Genomic DNA, 15,544 nt, shown 5'->3' with positions numbered 1-15,544 from the left:
TTACCCTGCCTTATTTAAAATGTTGTTATTTTTTAATACTGCTGTATGTGGGCCTTTAACTCTTAGTTCTTTAACACTTGGTGTTTTAGTTGCATCAAATGTATTGTCTGAGATTTCAGTTTTAGGCTCGCCTACTGTGTGCTCTACAACAATAGGAGCAGATTTAACAAATTTATTATCTTTAATATTAGTAACCTGAACACCGTGAACATAAATGCTCGCTTGCTCTTTGTTACGCTTACCAAGGCCAACGTTATTAAGCGTGTTATTTGTCATTTCAAAATGAGGACCAAATGTACTTTCATCAGTACCACCACGGTAAAGCTTAAGTACACCGCCTTCTACATTATTAAATGTATTATTATTTACAATGACGTATTCCGCGTTATAAACACCTAAGTCTTCAATTTCAGTATTTAGACGTAAAATGTCACCTGTTACTGTATTAAAGGTATTACCTGTAACAATAATTTCGTCAGCCATTGCACCTTTACCAGTGATAAAGAAATGGAATGAATGATTAATATCTAAAGCATTTAACTCTGAGTTGGTCATTACAAAGCGGTAATTATCAACCATACCCCATTTTTGCGTACGAACAATGCTGTTACCTATTGCATCTGGCGCGTTTTCACCTGAAATTGATAAACCATCTAGTTTTAAGCTGCCGCCATCATGTATTTCAAACAAGGTAGAGCGTTGAAAAGTAAGTTTAGACTTTGTGTTCTGCTTTGCTTTAATTGTCAACGTTTTATCAATTTTAACCAGTTTAGACACATCATACTGGCCAGGCGCTAGTTCTAGAACATCGCCCGACTCTGCATTATCAATAGCATCTAGTAATGCACTTACATCAGCTTTAACAGAATGTGTCTTACCAGAATCAAAATCAACTAAAGCAGGTACTTTTGCATACCAACTAACACCGGTATCTTCTTTTTTAAGTACTTTTAAATCGCGCTTTGCACCTACATTTAAACTTTTAGAGGTTGGGTAAAGTAGACCATTACTTGCTTTTTCAAGCGTGATTTTTTCTTTTTTTACACCGTACGTTAGCTCAGAAAGCACTTTTGTATCTGCAATGTTGTTACTTAATACTACCCCACTTACATCGTCGAATGTTGTAAATGGCTGTTCACCATCTTGGTTTATGATTAAGTTGTTTTTCATTACGCTATTTTTTGGGGCTGCGCTACGCTCAGCATCGCTACCTGCAGCAAGTTGAATATGACGCACATTTATAAATGTGTTGTTTTCAATCGTCGCATTTTCTACTTGGTGATAACGATTAATAGATGAATTTGGTACGCCGTTCATTACAGTAAAACCACTGCCAAAACGATAGCCTGTTAGGCCTTGTAGGTAGTTATTTCTTACAATTTGATCTTTATTGATAACGCGGATACCACCTGTGTGATCAACACCATTACCAATGAAGATATTTTCTTCTATAAGATTCCCGTTACCATGGCGCAGCGTTAATGTACCGCGCGCTTCATAAAATACGTTATTACGAAGGATGTTTTTACCTGACTTAACCGAAACAATTTCTACTTCACCATTGGTACGTTCAAAGTAATTATTTTCAACCAATGTATGCGAATCAGTTAGTGAGTAATGGCTTGTGCCAATACGCAGGGTTTCACCACCGTTAGAACCAAAAGTTGGACGGTAGCCAAAATAGTTGTTATCTATACGATGATAGTTTTCCTGGCTTGCTTTAGTGTTTAAACGAACAGCAACTGTCACACCTTTATTTCGTTTGCCAACTAAATGACTATGATCAAAGCGGTTATGTTGTCCATATAAGGCAACCCAATAATCAGACTCTCGCTTGTCTGGATTACTGTAATTATCGATTACTGTTTGAGTAACTCGTGAATTGTAGGCTAATTCATTTTTATTTTTACGAAATTCTATTACAGCTGAGCTCGGTGTGTAGCCGTCTTTAAATACTAAACCAGAAGCTTCAAGGTATTTACCTGCAAGTCTTAGATTAGATTGACCTGATAGAATTACTTTTCCGTTAGTTTCAGCGGTTAATATAATAGGAGAGTTTTTTGTACCTTGGCCTTCAAGTAAAATTTCGAAGTCGGACCAAGTACCATTTTTAAGTACTACTTTGTCGCCAGCAACTAGATTAGCTGCGATATCATTAAAAGCTTGTTTATTTTCTACAAAATAATCTTTGGCCGATATTTGTGTGGATATGCAACCGATGAGAACTAGACTAAGCTTTATTGTGTTAATCAAACGCATAGTTAACTCTTTTTCGTTGTGACTGAAAGTAGTGCTTCATCAGAATTTAAAAAAGCTGACATTGCACAAAGACTTTAGTCAATTGGTGTCATGTGTGTTAAAGCGCCTTAAGCCAAAAGCTTAAAGCGCTCAATAAGGTCGAGAAGTATTACTTTTCTAGCTTTTTGAAGTAATCAAAAATTTCAGGAACGTTACCTTGACCCATACCAGCGTCAAACGCTGCTTGTAGGTTAGCTGATGAACCTTCAGCGATTTTTGATTCAGTACCTAGGTCTTCTACCATTTGTAGGAAGTAGCCTAAATCTTTGTTTGCATTAGCAATCGAGAAACCAAGGTCGCTAACATTATCAACTGCATAGTTTTTACAAAATTGCATAAACGGTGAATTAGATGGACCAGTCGACATGATGTCAAAAAGTTGTTGACGGTCAACACCAGCAAGCTCTGCAACTGCAAATGCTTGTGACATAGCACATACTGTAGTCATGCCCATGAAGTTGTTGATAAGCTTAGTTGTATGACCTGCACCTAGCTCGCCAAGATGGAAAACGTTTTCACCTTGATCTTCTAGTACTGGTTTAACTTTATTGAATGTATCAATATAGCCTGCAGCCATGATGTTTAAAAGGCCGTCTTTAGCATGTGCTGGTGTACGACCAAGAGGAGCATCAATCATGCCTGCGCCTTTAGCTGCTAAATCAGCACCAATTTTTTTAGTAGATGATGGAATAGAAGTACCAAAATCAACTAGTACTGCACCTTCTTTAATACCCGCTAGGATACCGTCTTCTGCATAAATGATTTTTTCTACAACGGCAGAAGTTGTAAGACAAAACATAACAATATCTGAACCTTCAGCTAGCTCTTTAGCAGTGCTTGCTGTTTTTGCGCCTCTAGCGACACATGCTGCAACCGCATCTTTGCTAAGGTCCATAACAATTAGCTCATAGCCTTTGTTTTGTAAATTTTCGGCCATGTTGCCGCCCATTAAGCCTAAGCCGATGAAACCGATGACTGGTTTTGACATGAATAACTCCTAAATATATGGCGCATACTTTTATAAGAACAAGTAAAATCTACTTTAAAATACGCTGTGTCTTTGTTTCAATTTGTAGAGTAACTTTAAGCTTGAGTTATTTATAAATTAACCTGTGCAAAACGTAACTCTGATTAATTACCAATACATTGTATTCACTCAAACCAAGCAACTTACCAATTGGTATGCAAAAACTGTATTACCATACGCCTTTTTTGTCAACCAACAAGTTAACCAAGTAAATCCCATACTTTTACAAATTACATACAAATCAATTTAATATCAATTAAAAACAAAGAGTTAGACATCACAAACCTAATCAGGCATAGGTTAACTTTTGTTGAACAATCAGTAGCTTTTTTTATACTAATAGGTTGACCAATAATTGAGTGTTCTTTATTTAAATATGCAAAATTCAATAAAATGGTTCATTAATTGGTAATTTACAATTGATGTTATTGGTAAAATTATAAAGACCATACGCCAACAGCTTCCAACTCTAAATGGTATTGAGGTTGTGATTTGTACGTAACGCCTACATATATGGCTAATACATATAAAAACCACAAAATGCGCTTAATAATAGCGCTTAGTTAAATATACTGAACTTTGAAAAATCACTAAAGGAACTGAATAATGCGTTTATTACATACTATGCTGCGTGTAGCGGATTTAGACAAATCAATTGCTTTTTATACTGAAGTATTAGGTATGAAAGAATTACGCAGAGCTGATAACAGTGAATACAGATACACTCTTGCCTTTATTGGATATGGCGACGAAGCAGATAATACAGTATTAGAGTTAACTTATAACTGGGACGAGGATAGCTACGAACTGGGTAATGCTTATGGCCATATAGCCATTGAATTTGATGATATTTACAAAACATGTGCTGATATTAAAGCAGCCGGTGGTAATGTTAGTCGTGAACCTGGACCAGTAAAAGGCGGCACTACTGAAATTGCTTTTGTAAAAGACCCTGATGGTTATTCAATAGAACTTATTCAGAAAAAAGATGACATGAGTAAATTTTAAATTACTTAACAACTAGTTCAAGTTATAACAATTTGCTTAATGCCAATCTGCTTGTATATGGGGTCTATTTAACGTTAAGAAAATTACGCTAGGACTAGGCAATAATTTTTGTATCTAGTTGTTCTAAATAAAAAATTTTTAACGACGTTATAGTGCAATTTAATTCGTTAAATTGATCAAAGATTTATGCTGGTTGGTATAACTATGGAGGGGTTTAATTTTATATATTGTTCAAATATTTATGCAGGTTGGTATTAAATAAAAGGTGCTTTTCAGCACCTTTTTAACGCAACTGACTATCTTTACTGCCACGTCTATTAAACGATTTAGCGCTAGCATCATTACCTTCTATCGCAGCTTGGCATTGCACACAGTAGCGTACACCCGGTAACGCAAGCCTTCGTGCTTGTGGGATTTTCTCATCGCACTCATCACATAACTCTGCACTTGCGCCAGATATTAAATTGCTTCTTGCATACTGTACGGCGTCGTTAACACTTGCATCAATTTGATCTTGAATTGCACCGTCTCGCGCCCATCCACTTGCCATAAATCCTCCTAATAAAGTTGGATGTTTAAATTTATGCTACCAAATTGAATCTTTATAAGTACTGAATATTTTTGGATTTTTGGATTTTTGGATTTTTGGATTTTTGGATTTTTGGATTTTTGGATTTTTGGATTTTTGGATTTTTGGATTTTTGGATTTTTGGATTTTTGGATTTTTGGATTTTATCTTAATAACACTGCACTTCCCTATTAAAAATAAGTAAGTGGCGTCCCCAAGGGGATTCGAACCCCTGTTATCGCCGTGAAAGGGCGGTGTCCTAGGCCTCTAGACGATGGGGACACATAAATGTGTCACTAGGACAACTGAATGTTTAGACTCGTTTCAGGCGAGCTTTCTTAATAACACTTCACTTCCCTATTAAAAAATAAGTAAGTGGCGTCCCCAAGGGGATTCGAACCCCTGTTACCGCCGTGAAAGGGCGGTGTCCTAGGCCTCTAGACGATGGGGACACATAAATGTGTCACTAGGACAACTGAATTTTTAGACTCGTTTCAGGCGAGCTTTCTTAATAACACTACACTTCCCTATTAAAATAAGTAAGTGGCGTCCCCAAGGGGATTCGAACCCCTGTTACCGCCGTGAAAGGGCGGTGTCCTAGGCCTCTAGACGATGGGGACACATAAATGTGTCACTAGGACAACTGAATTTTTAGACTCGTTTCAGGCGAGCTTTCTTAATAACACTTCACTTCCCTATTAAAAATAAGTAAGTGGCGTCCCCAAGGGGATTCGAACCCCTGTTACCGCCGTGAAAGGGCGGTGTCCTAGGCCTCTAGACGATGGGGACACATAAATGTGTCACTAGGACAACTGAATTTTTAGACTCGTTTCAGGCGAGCTTTCTTAATAACACTTCACTTCCCTATTAAAATAAGTAAGTGGCGTCCCCAAGGGGATTCGAACCCCTGTTACCGCCGTGAAAGGGCGGTGTCCTAGGCCTCTAGACGATGGGGACACATAAATGTGTCACTAGGACAACTGAATTTTTAGACTCGTTTCAGGCGAGCTTTCTTAATAACACTTCACTTCCCTATAAAAAATAAGTAAGTGGCGTCCCCAAGGGGATTCGAACCCCTGTTACCGCCGTGAAAGGGCGGTGTCCTAGGCCTCTAGACGATGGGGACACATAAATGTGTCACTAGGACAGTTGATAAGTTTAACTCACATCATGAGCTTTAAGGTAATTGCGTTTAATACAAGTAAAGACTCGAGCTTTAATTGTGACGCTATTTTCTCGGTAAAACCGCCTTTAACTAATAAAAGTTAAGTGGCGTCCCCAAGGGGATTCGAACCCCTGTTACCGCCGTGAAAGGGCGGTGTCCTAGGCCTCTAGACGATGGGGACACAGAAAACTGCTACCCTAGGACAAAACACTAATTTTTGGTGGAGCCATGCGGGATCGAACCGCAGACCTCTTCACTGCCAGCGAAGCGCTCTCCCAGCTGAGCTATGGCCCCAACTTAATCAATACCCGTCGTGATAAACACATCGTGTATCGCTTAGTGCGGGGCGCATTCTATGCACCACCCAAAATAAAGTCAACAGTTTTTTACCTAGCTTTATTTAAATGGTTTAATTTTCAACAAACTGGCTATCAAGCGTGCTAAAAAATACAATTTGAATAAGATTCTAACCCTACTGCTTATAATAACATCACTATATTGCAGCGAATACTCAATAGCCCCCACTCCCCCATTTAATGGAACAAAATTGCATCAAAGCAAAGGTATACATTTATATGCAAATTAAACTTATCTAAAAACTACCAATTAAGGCCCCGCCAATCGCCTTAATCTTTTAAAAGTTACAATTGCTTATAATAACCAAAACTTAAATGTGGGTTTGAGAGTACCCGCAGCCTTTACTTGCTTAATAACCAGCGTAACTCGTACTAAAAAATTCGATTATTGTTTAAAGAGCATTTTTAAAAGAGCACTGTTGCTTCGTAATTCTATGTATAAAACTTCAGGGCGGGTTGATCTTTGGTGGGTGAAGCGGAAGCTTTGCTCGGTTTTTACTTATTCTTACATGGATGTAAGCCATTAGGGTAACGCAGGAGCAGTTACCGAGCCCACTAGGTTACAAACCTCGCGCCGGGATTTAATCGTCCTAGATTGAACAAATTTGAATCCACAAAGGTCAACACGCCCTAGTTATATGTGATCTATTTAGTCTTAATCCGAAGGCTAGTAGCGAGGAATACGTATTTACGAGATGGCTAGGTTGGCTTATAAAAATAAAGTAAGTACAAAAATAGAGTTTAGAATGCTGAAATAGCATTTGTTTTGGGAAGTTTAGATTAAATTCATTTTTAAAGGACCGCTCTATTCACTAAATAACTCGCCCTAATATTAATCCATCTTGCTCATAATCATAAAAACGACTCCAGTAAAAAAACAATGAGTATCGTAAAACTAAATTTAAGGTTAATAAAGTACAATTCCCTACTCACTTTTAGGTGCTTAATTGAAGTGCAATATCAAATTTGATGATAAAATAGACTTCAACCATATCCTATTGTTTATAAAACCTTCATTCAGCACATTTTTATCATTCAAGTGTTGACACATTTCCAACTCTATCTATAATAGCGCCCCACAACAACGCAGCAATGCAATGTTGTTTAGATGTGGGTGATTAGCTCAGTTGGGAGAGCATCGCCCTTACAAGGCGAGGGTCACTGGTTCAAGTCCAGTATCACCCACCACTTTTTAGTTAAAGTGTTCACATCTAAATTCTATATGGGTCATAAGCTCAGTTAGAAAATAGAGAGCATTACCGCTACTTACAAGTAACGGCAAAGTTCACTGGTTAAAGTCCAGTACTATTTATTTAATAGTAGCGTTTTAATTTATATGTGGGTGATTAGCTCAGTTGGGAGAGCATCGCCCTTACAAGGCGAGGGTCACTGGTTCAAGTCCAGTATCACCCACCACATATAAAACCTATTACTATATTAATAGTCGTGTTTTAAAATTGTAATATGGGTCGTTAGCTCAGTTACAAGAAAAGAGAGCATCACCGCCTTTTATAAAAGATGGCGAAGTTCACTGGTTAAAGTCCAGTACTATCTATATCGGTAGTAGCATGTAATATGGGTCGTTAGCTCAGTTGGGAGAGCATCGCCCTTACAAGGCGAGGGTCACTGGTTCAAGTCCAGTACGACCCACCATTTTTTAAATGGTGCATATTACAAGAAAATCTAAATGGGTCGTTAGCTCAGTTAGAAAAAAGAGAGCATCACCGCTATTTACAAGTAACGGCGAGGTTCACTGGTTAAAGTCCAGTACTATTTATTTTAATAGTAGCGTTTTAATTTATATGTGGGTGATTAGCTCAGTTGGGAGAGCATCGCCCTTACAAGGCGAGGGTCACTGGTTCAAGTCCAGTATCACCCACCACATATAAACCTATTATTGTATCAATAGCCGCGTTTTAAAATTTAATATGGGTCGTTAGCTCAGTTGGGAGAGCATCGCCCTTACAAGGCGAGGGTCACTGGTTCAAGTCCAGTACGACCCACCATTCTTAGAATGGTGCATATTAAAATGTAATTTGGGTGATTAGCTCAGTTGGGAGAGCATCGCCCTTACAAGGCGAGGGTCACTGGTTCAAGTCCAGTATCACCCACCAAATTACATCAAGCGGTCAATTGATAATAAAGAATTAAATAACAGGCATACCTATTATATGTGGGTGATTAGCTCAGTTGGGAGAGCATCGCCCTTACAAGGCGAGGGTCACTGGTTCAAGTCCAGTATCACCCACCACATATAAATACCATCAGATAACTTCTCTAGTAATAACTCTTTCTTTTCATATTAAATACATTTAAGAACTTTATAAAAACTCAATATATAAATCGTATGTAATTAACTTAGCCGTAAGAAAAAGAGCATCACCACCCTTTACAAGTAATGGCGAGGATCACTGGTATCAAGCCAAGTAATCACCCACCACATATAAATACCATCAGATAACCTCTCTAGTAATAACTTTTTCCCATATTAAATACGTTTAACTCCTCTTTTTACCTTAAATACATTTCATATTTTTATTAAAATCTAAATTACCATATCAAAGCGCTCATCAATATAGCGTTTCCATTTTACTTATTTAGTTTTTAATTATGCTATTCGGCTCAGTACTTTCGAAGTTAGATAAACGTATTAGACAAAGTTAAGTACCTAATAAATACAGCTATCATTTAAATTCCCTTGTAAGGAGTTAAACTGTTGATTATAGTCTGTGTTAAATACAATTACGCTTAAGCCAATGCCAACTAAGATCTATTCAAAAGCCAAAATACTTATAGTAGAGGAGCAGCCACTTGCTCAAAGCTATATGAAACAATCGTTAGAAAGGCTTGGCTTTCGGCAGTTGCGCTTTGCTGATCATGCAAACTCTGCAAAAGAGCAGTGTTTAAGTGAAGAATTTGATCTAATAGTTTGCTCATTCAAGTTAAACAAACACCAAGATGGCTACCAGCTTTATGAAGAGCTACGTGTAAAGCAGCTCATAAAAAGTTCGACTGGCTTTATTTTTATCTCAGCAGAAACAAGTGGCTCACTCGTTCATAGTGTTCTTGAGCTGCAGCCAGATGACTTTTTAGTTAAGCCTTTTACAGTACAAGAACTTAAAACACGCATTGAACGAATCTTAAAGCATAAACACGACTTACAAACAGTGTATTCATTAATCGATGATGGTAACGATTCAAAAGCTATTAAATTTATTGATACCGCTCTGGATAAAAAAAATAATAATTACAGTCCTATCCTACTTCGCTTAAAAGGCGATGCCTTACTTCGCTTAAAGCGTGCTCAAGATGCAAAAGACTTTTTTAAGTCTGTTCTCGATATTCAAAAATTTGCTTGGGCAAAAGTAGGTTTAGTAGAGGCACTTATAGCGAATAACGAACATATTTTGGCGCAGCGAATGCTCAAGACAATGTTAGAGCGCCAAGAAACTCGTTTAGTAGCCCTTGATTTGTTGGGCAGATTAGAAATAAAGCTAAATCAGTTTGAACTAGCACAAAGCTTTTTAAGTCAAGCAGCAGACATTGCACCGCGAAACATCACACGCCAAAAATCGTTAAGTAATGTGTCGCTAATTAATCACGACTACGAAAAAAGCTATTTAACTCAAAAAGATATAGCCACCTTTGCAAAGCACTCAATACACGACCACCCCGATGTATATTTGAATGCAGCACGTGCCGGTATCGACTTTGCGTTAACGACTGATCAAACTGATCAAATTCAACGAATTTCTAGACAAACAAATCAGTACATTAATGATTTAAAAAAACAGTTTCCTAATAATGCAAATCAAGCTCAAATTGATGTACTTAATGCACGACTTCATTACTTAAAAGACGAGCATCAAAAAGCGAAAAAGCTAATTGAGCAGCTTGATGACGACGATACTCATATCCGATCGGTTGATGGAGCACTTGATAAAGCAAAAGCATTTCATGAACTGGGGTTTCATCAGAAGGCGCAAACCTTATTCACACAAATAATTAGCCACTGTGAAAGACACCCTGCAGTTAGCGACACAACTTACTTGCGTTATATTCAGCAGCAACAAAGTGAGCGACGCGATATTAAAATGGGTCCAAAAGAGCTTAATAACCATGCCGTTAATCAATTTAATAAAGGGCAGTTAAATACTGCGCTGGAAGCTTTTACACAAGCGTTTAGAGTTATGCCTCGCAATCAGAGTATTGCACTTAATTTATTACAGTGCCTATTTGATTCAACCAAGCAATCTGGCAGCTCATTTAATATGGATCTTGCTAGAAGATGCTACGCCCTTCTTGGTAAAGCTAAATTACAAGCAGATCAGACGCAGCGTTTAGATAAGATTTTGCATATAGCAAACGAAATGAATTTAGATATTCAAAGCGCTAGTAAATAAAATATTAGAGCTTTTTCATTGCTGCGGCATTAACGCAATAACGTAAACCTGTTGGTAATGGGCCATCTGGAAAAATATGGCCTAAGTGCGAATCGCACACATTACAAACCACCTCTATGCGATCCATACCATGACTTGTATCGTTTACATAACCAATCGCTTCAATTGTCGCAGGTTGCGTAAATGACGGCCAACCAGTGCCACTATCAAACTTTTCATCGGCATCAAACAATAGACTATCACAGCAAATACACACATACTTGCCAGGTTCGAGTAATGTACAACTACCCGAGCTATCTGGGCGCTCTGTTCCCTTCTTGCGTGTTACGTAATATTCATCTTCTGATAGTTGCATCCGCCACTGCTCGTCAGTTTTGACTACTTTTTTACTTGGGGTAGGATTGCCGTTGGTGGCAAAGGTAATAACATCATTCCACTTCAACATAATAGCCTCATTGAATAGTTGATTAACCGTACTTAATAAATTTATAAGAAGTACGGTTAATTATTACGTTATTTAATACACTAGAGATCAGCTAAAGAGTGTTGACCGTTTAAAACTAAAACTCGTTCAATCTTAAAGGTAATCTCCTCAGCTAAAGGTAATATTTTGTTTTTCTGAGTCGGTAAGTATTCGTTTAATAAAACTATCTAGCTCTGCTTTTTTTACAGGTAAACTAACACTCATTTGGCGCTCGTTATTACTGTAAATAATTAGCTCATCATCCTTTGTCGTTATGCGTTCAATACTCTCAATAACTAACCAATCTGGACCATGCTTTTTATCAAAAAATCCCATCAAACTAAAAAGTAGTAAATGTTGGGCATCTCGCTGAATAAAATCCTCTAGCCTATTTCTTGATTTAAATAAGGGCGTTAACCTATAAACGCTTGAGCAAAAAACAAATACCCACAACCCAAATAGCGCTTTAAACCACATAGACTCTAAAAGCTCAGTGCTAATCATTAAAATAATAAGCACTAACCCTATTAACGATATAGCTATCGCTATTTTTTTATTTACAGCGTCCACAACTAATCCCTTTTAAGTCGCTTTTTTTCTTCTGATGCTTTTTCTGTCGGCTCAGGCCAATCATTAAAAAAAACGGTTAAATAACGGCTTTTCACCAAATACCACAATACCCATAAAACAATCATCATTTGTACTGCTAAAAATGATGAAAATCGATAATGGCTATGCGCGGCTTGAATACTTAACCATGTTAAATCAACAACAGCGCATACAATAAGGGGCCAGCGCATATGCCGCCATATTTTTGCTAACTTATCGCTCGCACTGTGTGAATCTCGTGGTCTGCGTAAACAAAATAAAATAGTCGGTATTATTGCGATACTTCCAATTGCTATTGCAATAAAAAAATCATTTTTATTTTTAAAAAATAACGACATTAAATCAAGTTCAGGCCTGCGACTTAAAGCCGCAATCACCCAAATAAAATAGCCACGTAATAGCACAAGCAAACTTAAATTAAATGCAATAGGAGTTCGGTAACTTCCGTACTTATCCCAATATTCTGGACCGTATCGGCTCATTGTTGCGTCCTAACCATTATGCTTTTTAAGCAGCCCAATTAATTCATCTTCCGTGAGTATCTCTATACCTAAATCTTGGGCTTTAGTCAGTTTTGAACCCGCTTTTTCACCCGCGACTAACGCATCAGTTTTCGCTGATACGCTACCAGATACTTTAGCACCTAGTTGCTGTAAGCGTGCTTTTGCGTCATTACGATTAAGCGTATTTAGCGTACCAGTAAGTACATAAGTAAGCCCAGCAAGCGGTTGTTCTTCTTCAGAAGGTGCACTCAACGCTGGCCAGTTTACACCTTGCTCTATAAGCGCATTAACAACTGCTAAATTATGCTCTTCATCAAAAAAGCCACGAACATGCGTTGCAACTATTTCGCCTACATCACTTACCTGCGTTAAACTATCAATGCTGGCATTTATTATATTTTCAAGGGTAAGGAAGTGATTAGCTAAATTTTGTGCTGTTGCCTCACCTGCTTCGCGAATACCTAATGAATATAAAAACTTAGCAAGCGTAGTGCCTTTCGCCTCTTCAAGGGCTGTTACTAAATTTTTGGCTGACTTAGGTCCCATGCGTTCAAGTGATTCAAAATGTCCTTGTTTTAAAATAAACAAATCAGCGGGCGTTTTTATCAGCTCTCTGTCTACCAGCTGATCAACAATTTTATCGCCAAGGCCGTCTATATCCAGCGCTTTGCGTGACGCAAAGTGTTTAATTGCTTGTTTGCGTTGTGCAGGACATACAAGCCCACCCGTACAACGAGCGACAGCTTCGCCTTCAACCTTTTCAACATGAGAGTCACAAATAGGACAAGTTACTGGAAATTCGATATCTCTGGCATCATCAGGGCGGCGCTCAAGTACAACTTGCGTTATTTGTGGGATTATTTCAAAGTGTCACTTTATATCATACATTTCAACTAGAATTAACCTACTCTATATATTTGACTTATACAATAATTGATACCATAGTTTTTCTAATTGAAATTTTCAAGTAGGGATTTTGGGATGTCAATCGAAGTAAAACTCAACTCGTTATCCGCCTCTCTATGCCCAGAGTCACACAGAGTGCTCGTTAAGTATGCCAGAAGTCGGGCGCGCCAAGGAAGGAACAACGTAATCAACTTAGTAGATACATACATTGGACTACTAGAATCCCCCATAAGAAATGGTGACGCTGCTGAACTAACAAAGGTTCTCGTATATATCCGCACACACCTGTGCCAAAACTACACAAACCATGTGGTTCTGACAAAACTCTCCGAAATTTACAACCTAATGTCACTATTAGTAAATAAAGGAATAATCACGGGCGACTTGCGCTTCCCTGAGAAGCCCAATTTTAACGCTAAATATAAAGTTTATAAGACTCAGGTAATTCCTACTAAGTATCTAAGCAAGATCAAGCCTAAAAAGTGCAGTGCTGACGAAGAATTCTACGATACGCTATCAAGAACCTGTTCTGCTAAAATAGTCGTGAGGTTAAAAGAGCATGTCTACAATTTCAAGATAGTAAAACACCACAGAGGTCCACTAAATGACTTTTTAAACTTTGTATATTTTGAGCACCAAAGATGGTACGAACATCCAAAGGTAATCGAAGGATCGCTACTTAAATTCAGGAACAACCTACTACGCAAGTTCTCCAGAAACTCTGCCTACGGAAAGTTTCAAAACGTAAAAAATGCCATTGAGGTCCTTAGGGACCATAATCTTATACCTAAGAATACAGACTTTCCAGACAACCTACGGAGGTGCACAAAAACCATGAAGGTTACAGTCAACAACCCTCTCCTATGTACCACTGACGTTTATGATGAACGAAAAAAAAACCTATTCAGAAACACACCTGATTTCATAAAAGAGCTAGCCGATGATCTTGACAGTAATCTAAAGCTCTTACTTAAAGAAGCAAGGAAAATAGTCTACGAAGCTTACCGAAAGTTTAAAGATCGTGACCTGATAATATCGAACAGTGAAAAGTCTGAATTCCTCAAGCATCCCGAGCTTCGAACATTGAAAACAGTCACTTCAAAAAATCATCGGGCATGGGAAAAAGAGTGCAATCCATTTTCAAGCGGAATTGCTTCAACCCCAAAAAGAGTAAGTAACCTTGTGGCTTACTTCGATCACTTTTATGACTGCTTCATAAATGGTACGGGGAAACACAACCTAGAAGGAATTAGATGTATAAATGAAGTTCAACAATACCTTGGATTAACAACTTCAGTAGCTTCCGCGATGCAAGTCATCATTGTTGAAGAGCTTGGTATCAACCCTTACTCGCTGTATAGGGTGAAAGTATATTCAGGTGGTCACGGGCATGAATTTATCCAAGTAACTGATGAAGGTTCTGTAAGACTCAGGGCCTTAAAGCCCCGAGCTAGACATGCTAAAACAAGAAAGGCTGAGGGGTCTTTACTCGATCTAAAAGATATCCCAGAACAGGATATTGATGCTGCGACCTGCCTAAAAATAGCACTTAGTATGACCTGTAGGGCGAGAGAAGTTACAAAACAAAGTGAGCTCTGGTTATGCTCTTCCAAAGATGGCGTCAAATACCGCACGCCTGGAACCTTTCAAAATACATTAAAAACAATCAGAGCTAAGGCTGCAAAAAACAGCGACATATTAAATAATATCACACTAAAAAAAGTTCGCTCATCAAAAGGAGTTTGGATTTATTTAGACTCCAATGGTAACTCCTTAAAGGCCGCTAATTACTTTGGAAACACTGTAAAAACCACTCTTACAAGGTATATCCCTGATTACCTAGCTGAATTAGTGTATAGAGTAAAAATCAGAAACTTTCAGCACATCCTCTTGTTCATGGCTATAGCCTATGATGAATCACCAGAATACTCAATTGGGTTAACTATCGGAGAGTTTAGCGACCAAGTTACAAAAGCTTTCGACAATCCAGATATGGGGGGTTCTCTTTATGAGAGCCTTAAATCACAAGAGACAGAATATGAAACCTCTGAGGTTAAGTATTTTTGCGTATCATTTAAAAATATAGTGCTGGCATTGAAATATGCAAAGGATGGTAAAGAGCAAAGTCTTAAAGATGACTGTAGAGCTGCAATTTCTAAAATTTCTGAAGGTCCTCTCATCATGAAGCAACTTCTTAGACAAGCTGAGAAAAAACTTAACAGCATCGAAGAAGAGTGA

General features: G+C 38.0%; 9 protein-coding genes, 15 tRNA genes and 1 pseudogene. 10 read left to right on the top strand and 15 right to left on the bottom strand.

What is annotated here, in order from left to right; translation table 11 throughout:
- Both RB214_RS06500 and RB214_RS06495 read right to left on the bottom strand, forming a co-directional pair.
- Positions 1-2,259 (bottom strand): polysaccharide lyase 6 family protein, encoded by a 2,259-nt coding sequence (locus tag RB214_RS06500; protein WP_309168623.1) that lies wholly within the window; start codon positions 2,257-2,259, stop codon positions 1-3.
- A 148-nt stretch (positions 2,260-2,407) separates the two neighbouring features.
- Positions 2,408-3,286, bottom strand: a complete 879-nt coding sequence (locus tag RB214_RS06495; RefSeq protein WP_309168622.1) for an NAD(P)-dependent oxidoreductase — start codon at positions 3,284-3,286, stop codon at positions 2,408-2,410.
- Between the two features lie 645 nt (positions 3,287-3,931).
- Here RB214_RS06495 and gloA point away from each other — a divergent pair.
- A complete protein-coding gene (gloA, locus tag RB214_RS06490) occupies positions 3,932-4,333 on the top strand; it encodes a lactoylglutathione lyase (protein WP_309168621.1) in 402 nt (133 codons plus the stop codon).
- Positions 4,334-4,616: 283 nt separating this feature from the next.
- Here the strand turns inward: gloA and RB214_RS06485 are convergent, their stop codons facing one another.
- The 9 genes from RB214_RS06485 to RB214_RS06445 form a co-directional block, all read right to left on the bottom strand.
- On the bottom strand, positions 4,617-4,883 hold the full coding sequence (locus RB214_RS06485) for a DksA/TraR family C4-type zinc finger protein (RefSeq protein ID WP_169044992.1): 267 nt from the start codon (positions 4,881-4,883) through the stop codon (positions 4,617-4,619).
- 224 nt (positions 4,884-5,107) lie between these two features.
- Positions 5,108-5,183, bottom strand: a tRNA-Glu gene (locus RB214_RS06480).
- A 94-nt stretch (positions 5,184-5,277) separates the two neighbouring features.
- Positions 5,278-5,353 (bottom strand) — tRNA-Glu (locus RB214_RS06475).
- A gap of 92 nt (positions 5,354-5,445) precedes the next feature.
- Positions 5,446-5,521 (bottom strand) — tRNA-Glu (locus RB214_RS06470).
- A gap of 93 nt (positions 5,522-5,614) precedes the next feature.
- Positions 5,615-5,690: transfer RNA gene (locus tag RB214_RS06465), tRNA-Glu, on the bottom strand.
- 92 nt (positions 5,691-5,782) lie between these two features.
- Positions 5,783-5,858: transfer RNA gene (locus RB214_RS06460), tRNA-Glu, on the bottom strand.
- Positions 5,859-5,951: 93 nt separating this feature from the next.
- Positions 5,952-6,027 (bottom strand) — tRNA-Glu (locus RB214_RS06455).
- A 144-nt stretch (positions 6,028-6,171) separates the two neighbouring features.
- Positions 6,172-6,247: transfer RNA gene (locus RB214_RS06450), tRNA-Glu, on the bottom strand.
- 37 nt (positions 6,248-6,284) lie between these two features.
- Positions 6,285-6,360: transfer RNA gene (locus tag RB214_RS06445), tRNA-Ala, on the bottom strand.
- A gap of 1,174 nt (positions 6,361-7,534) precedes the next feature.
- Between RB214_RS06445 and RB214_RS06440 the strand changes: the two genes are divergently transcribed.
- The 8 genes from RB214_RS06440 to RB214_RS06405 all read left to right on the top strand — a co-directional run bounded on the left by RB214_RS06440 (position 7,535) and on the right by RB214_RS06405 (position 10,825).
- Positions 7,535-7,610, top strand: a tRNA-Val gene (locus tag RB214_RS06440).
- A gap of 152 nt (positions 7,611-7,762) precedes the next feature.
- Positions 7,763-7,838 (top strand) — tRNA-Val (locus RB214_RS06435).
- 161 nt (positions 7,839-7,999) lie between these two features.
- Positions 8,000-8,075: transfer RNA gene (locus RB214_RS06430), tRNA-Val, on the top strand.
- A gap of 153 nt (positions 8,076-8,228) precedes the next feature.
- Positions 8,229-8,304 (top strand) — tRNA-Val (locus RB214_RS06425).
- A 48-nt stretch (positions 8,305-8,352) separates the two neighbouring features.
- A tRNA-Val gene (locus tag RB214_RS06420) sits at positions 8,353-8,428 on the top strand.
- 32 nt (positions 8,429-8,460) lie between these two features.
- Positions 8,461-8,536 (top strand) — tRNA-Val (locus tag RB214_RS06415).
- A 61-nt stretch (positions 8,537-8,597) separates the two neighbouring features.
- A tRNA-Val gene (locus RB214_RS06410) sits at positions 8,598-8,673 on the top strand.
- A 505-nt stretch (positions 8,674-9,178) separates the two neighbouring features.
- Complete coding sequence (locus RB214_RS06405) at positions 9,179-10,825, top strand: response regulator (RefSeq protein ID WP_309168620.1); 1,647 nt, start codon at positions 9,179-9,181, stop codon at positions 10,823-10,825.
- 4 nt (positions 10,826-10,829) lie between these two features.
- Here RB214_RS06405 and msrB read toward each other — a convergent pair whose 3' ends face one another.
- The 4 genes and pseudogenes from msrB to RB214_RS06385 all read right to left on the bottom strand — a co-directional run.
- Positions 10,830-11,270, bottom strand: coding sequence for a peptide-methionine (R)-S-oxide reductase MsrB (gene msrB / locus RB214_RS06400; protein WP_309168619.1), 441 nt, complete (start codon positions 11,268-11,270; stop codon positions 10,830-10,832).
- Between the two features lie 147 nt (positions 11,271-11,417).
- Positions 11,418-11,858 (bottom strand): hypothetical protein, encoded by a 441-nt coding sequence (locus RB214_RS06395; protein ID WP_039489399.1) that lies wholly within the window; start codon positions 11,856-11,858, stop codon positions 11,418-11,420.
- A 2-nt stretch (positions 11,859-11,860) separates the two neighbouring features.
- The gene (locus tag RB214_RS06390; protein ID WP_138489372.1) at positions 11,861-12,379 is read right to left on the bottom strand and encodes a DUF2919 domain-containing protein; all 519 of its coding nucleotides are present in this window, start codon (positions 12,377-12,379) and stop codon (positions 11,861-11,863) included.
- 9 nt (positions 12,380-12,388) lie between these two features.
- Positions 12,389-13,264, bottom strand: a pseudogene (locus tag RB214_RS06385) (helix-hairpin-helix domain-containing protein); the annotation flags it as partial.
- 117 nt (positions 13,265-13,381) lie between these two features.
- Here RB214_RS06385 and RB214_RS06380 point away from each other — a divergent pair.
- Positions 13,382-15,544 carry a hypothetical protein gene (locus RB214_RS06380; RefSeq protein ID WP_165744961.1) on the top strand — a complete coding sequence of 721 codons (2,163 nt, stop codon included), beginning with the start codon at positions 13,382-13,384 and terminating at the stop codon, positions 15,542-15,544.

The organism is Pseudoalteromonas sp. HL-AS1 (assembly GCF_031198785.1).
Lineage (GTDB): Bacteria > Pseudomonadota > Gammaproteobacteria > Enterobacterales > Alteromonadaceae > Pseudoalteromonas > Pseudoalteromonas distincta.
This window is presented reverse-complemented; position numbering and strand designations above follow the sequence as displayed.

Excerpts from the sequence above, each read along its gene's own strand:
- RB214_RS06500 (WP_309168623.1), bottom strand. The coding sequence starts at position 2,259 with ATGCGTTTGATTAACACAATAAAGCTTAGTCTAGTTCTCATCGGTTGC.
- RB214_RS06495 (WP_309168622.1), bottom strand. The coding sequence starts at position 3,286 with ATGTCAAAACCAGTCATCGGTTTCATCGGCTTAGGCTTAATGGGCGGC.
- gloA (WP_309168621.1), top strand. The coding sequence starts at position 3,932 with ATGCGTTTATTACATACTATGCTGCGTGTAGCGGATTTAGACAAATCA.
- RB214_RS06485 (WP_169044992.1), bottom strand. The coding sequence starts at position 4,883 with ATGGCAAGTGGATGGGCGCGAGACGGTGCAATTCAAGATCAAATTGAT.
- RB214_RS06405 (WP_309168620.1), top strand. The coding sequence starts at position 9,179 with ATGCCAACTAAGATCTATTCAAAAGCCAAAATACTTATAGTAGAGGAG.
- msrB (WP_309168619.1), bottom strand. The coding sequence starts at position 11,270 with ATGTTGAAGTGGAATGATGTTATTACCTTTGCCACCAACGGCAATCCT.
- RB214_RS06390 (WP_138489372.1), bottom strand. The coding sequence starts at position 12,379 with ATGAGCCGATACGGTCCAGAATATTGGGATAAGTACGGAAGTTACCGA.
- RB214_RS06380 (WP_165744961.1), top strand. The coding sequence starts at position 13,382 with ATGTCAATCGAAGTAAAACTCAACTCGTTATCCGCCTCTCTATGCCCA.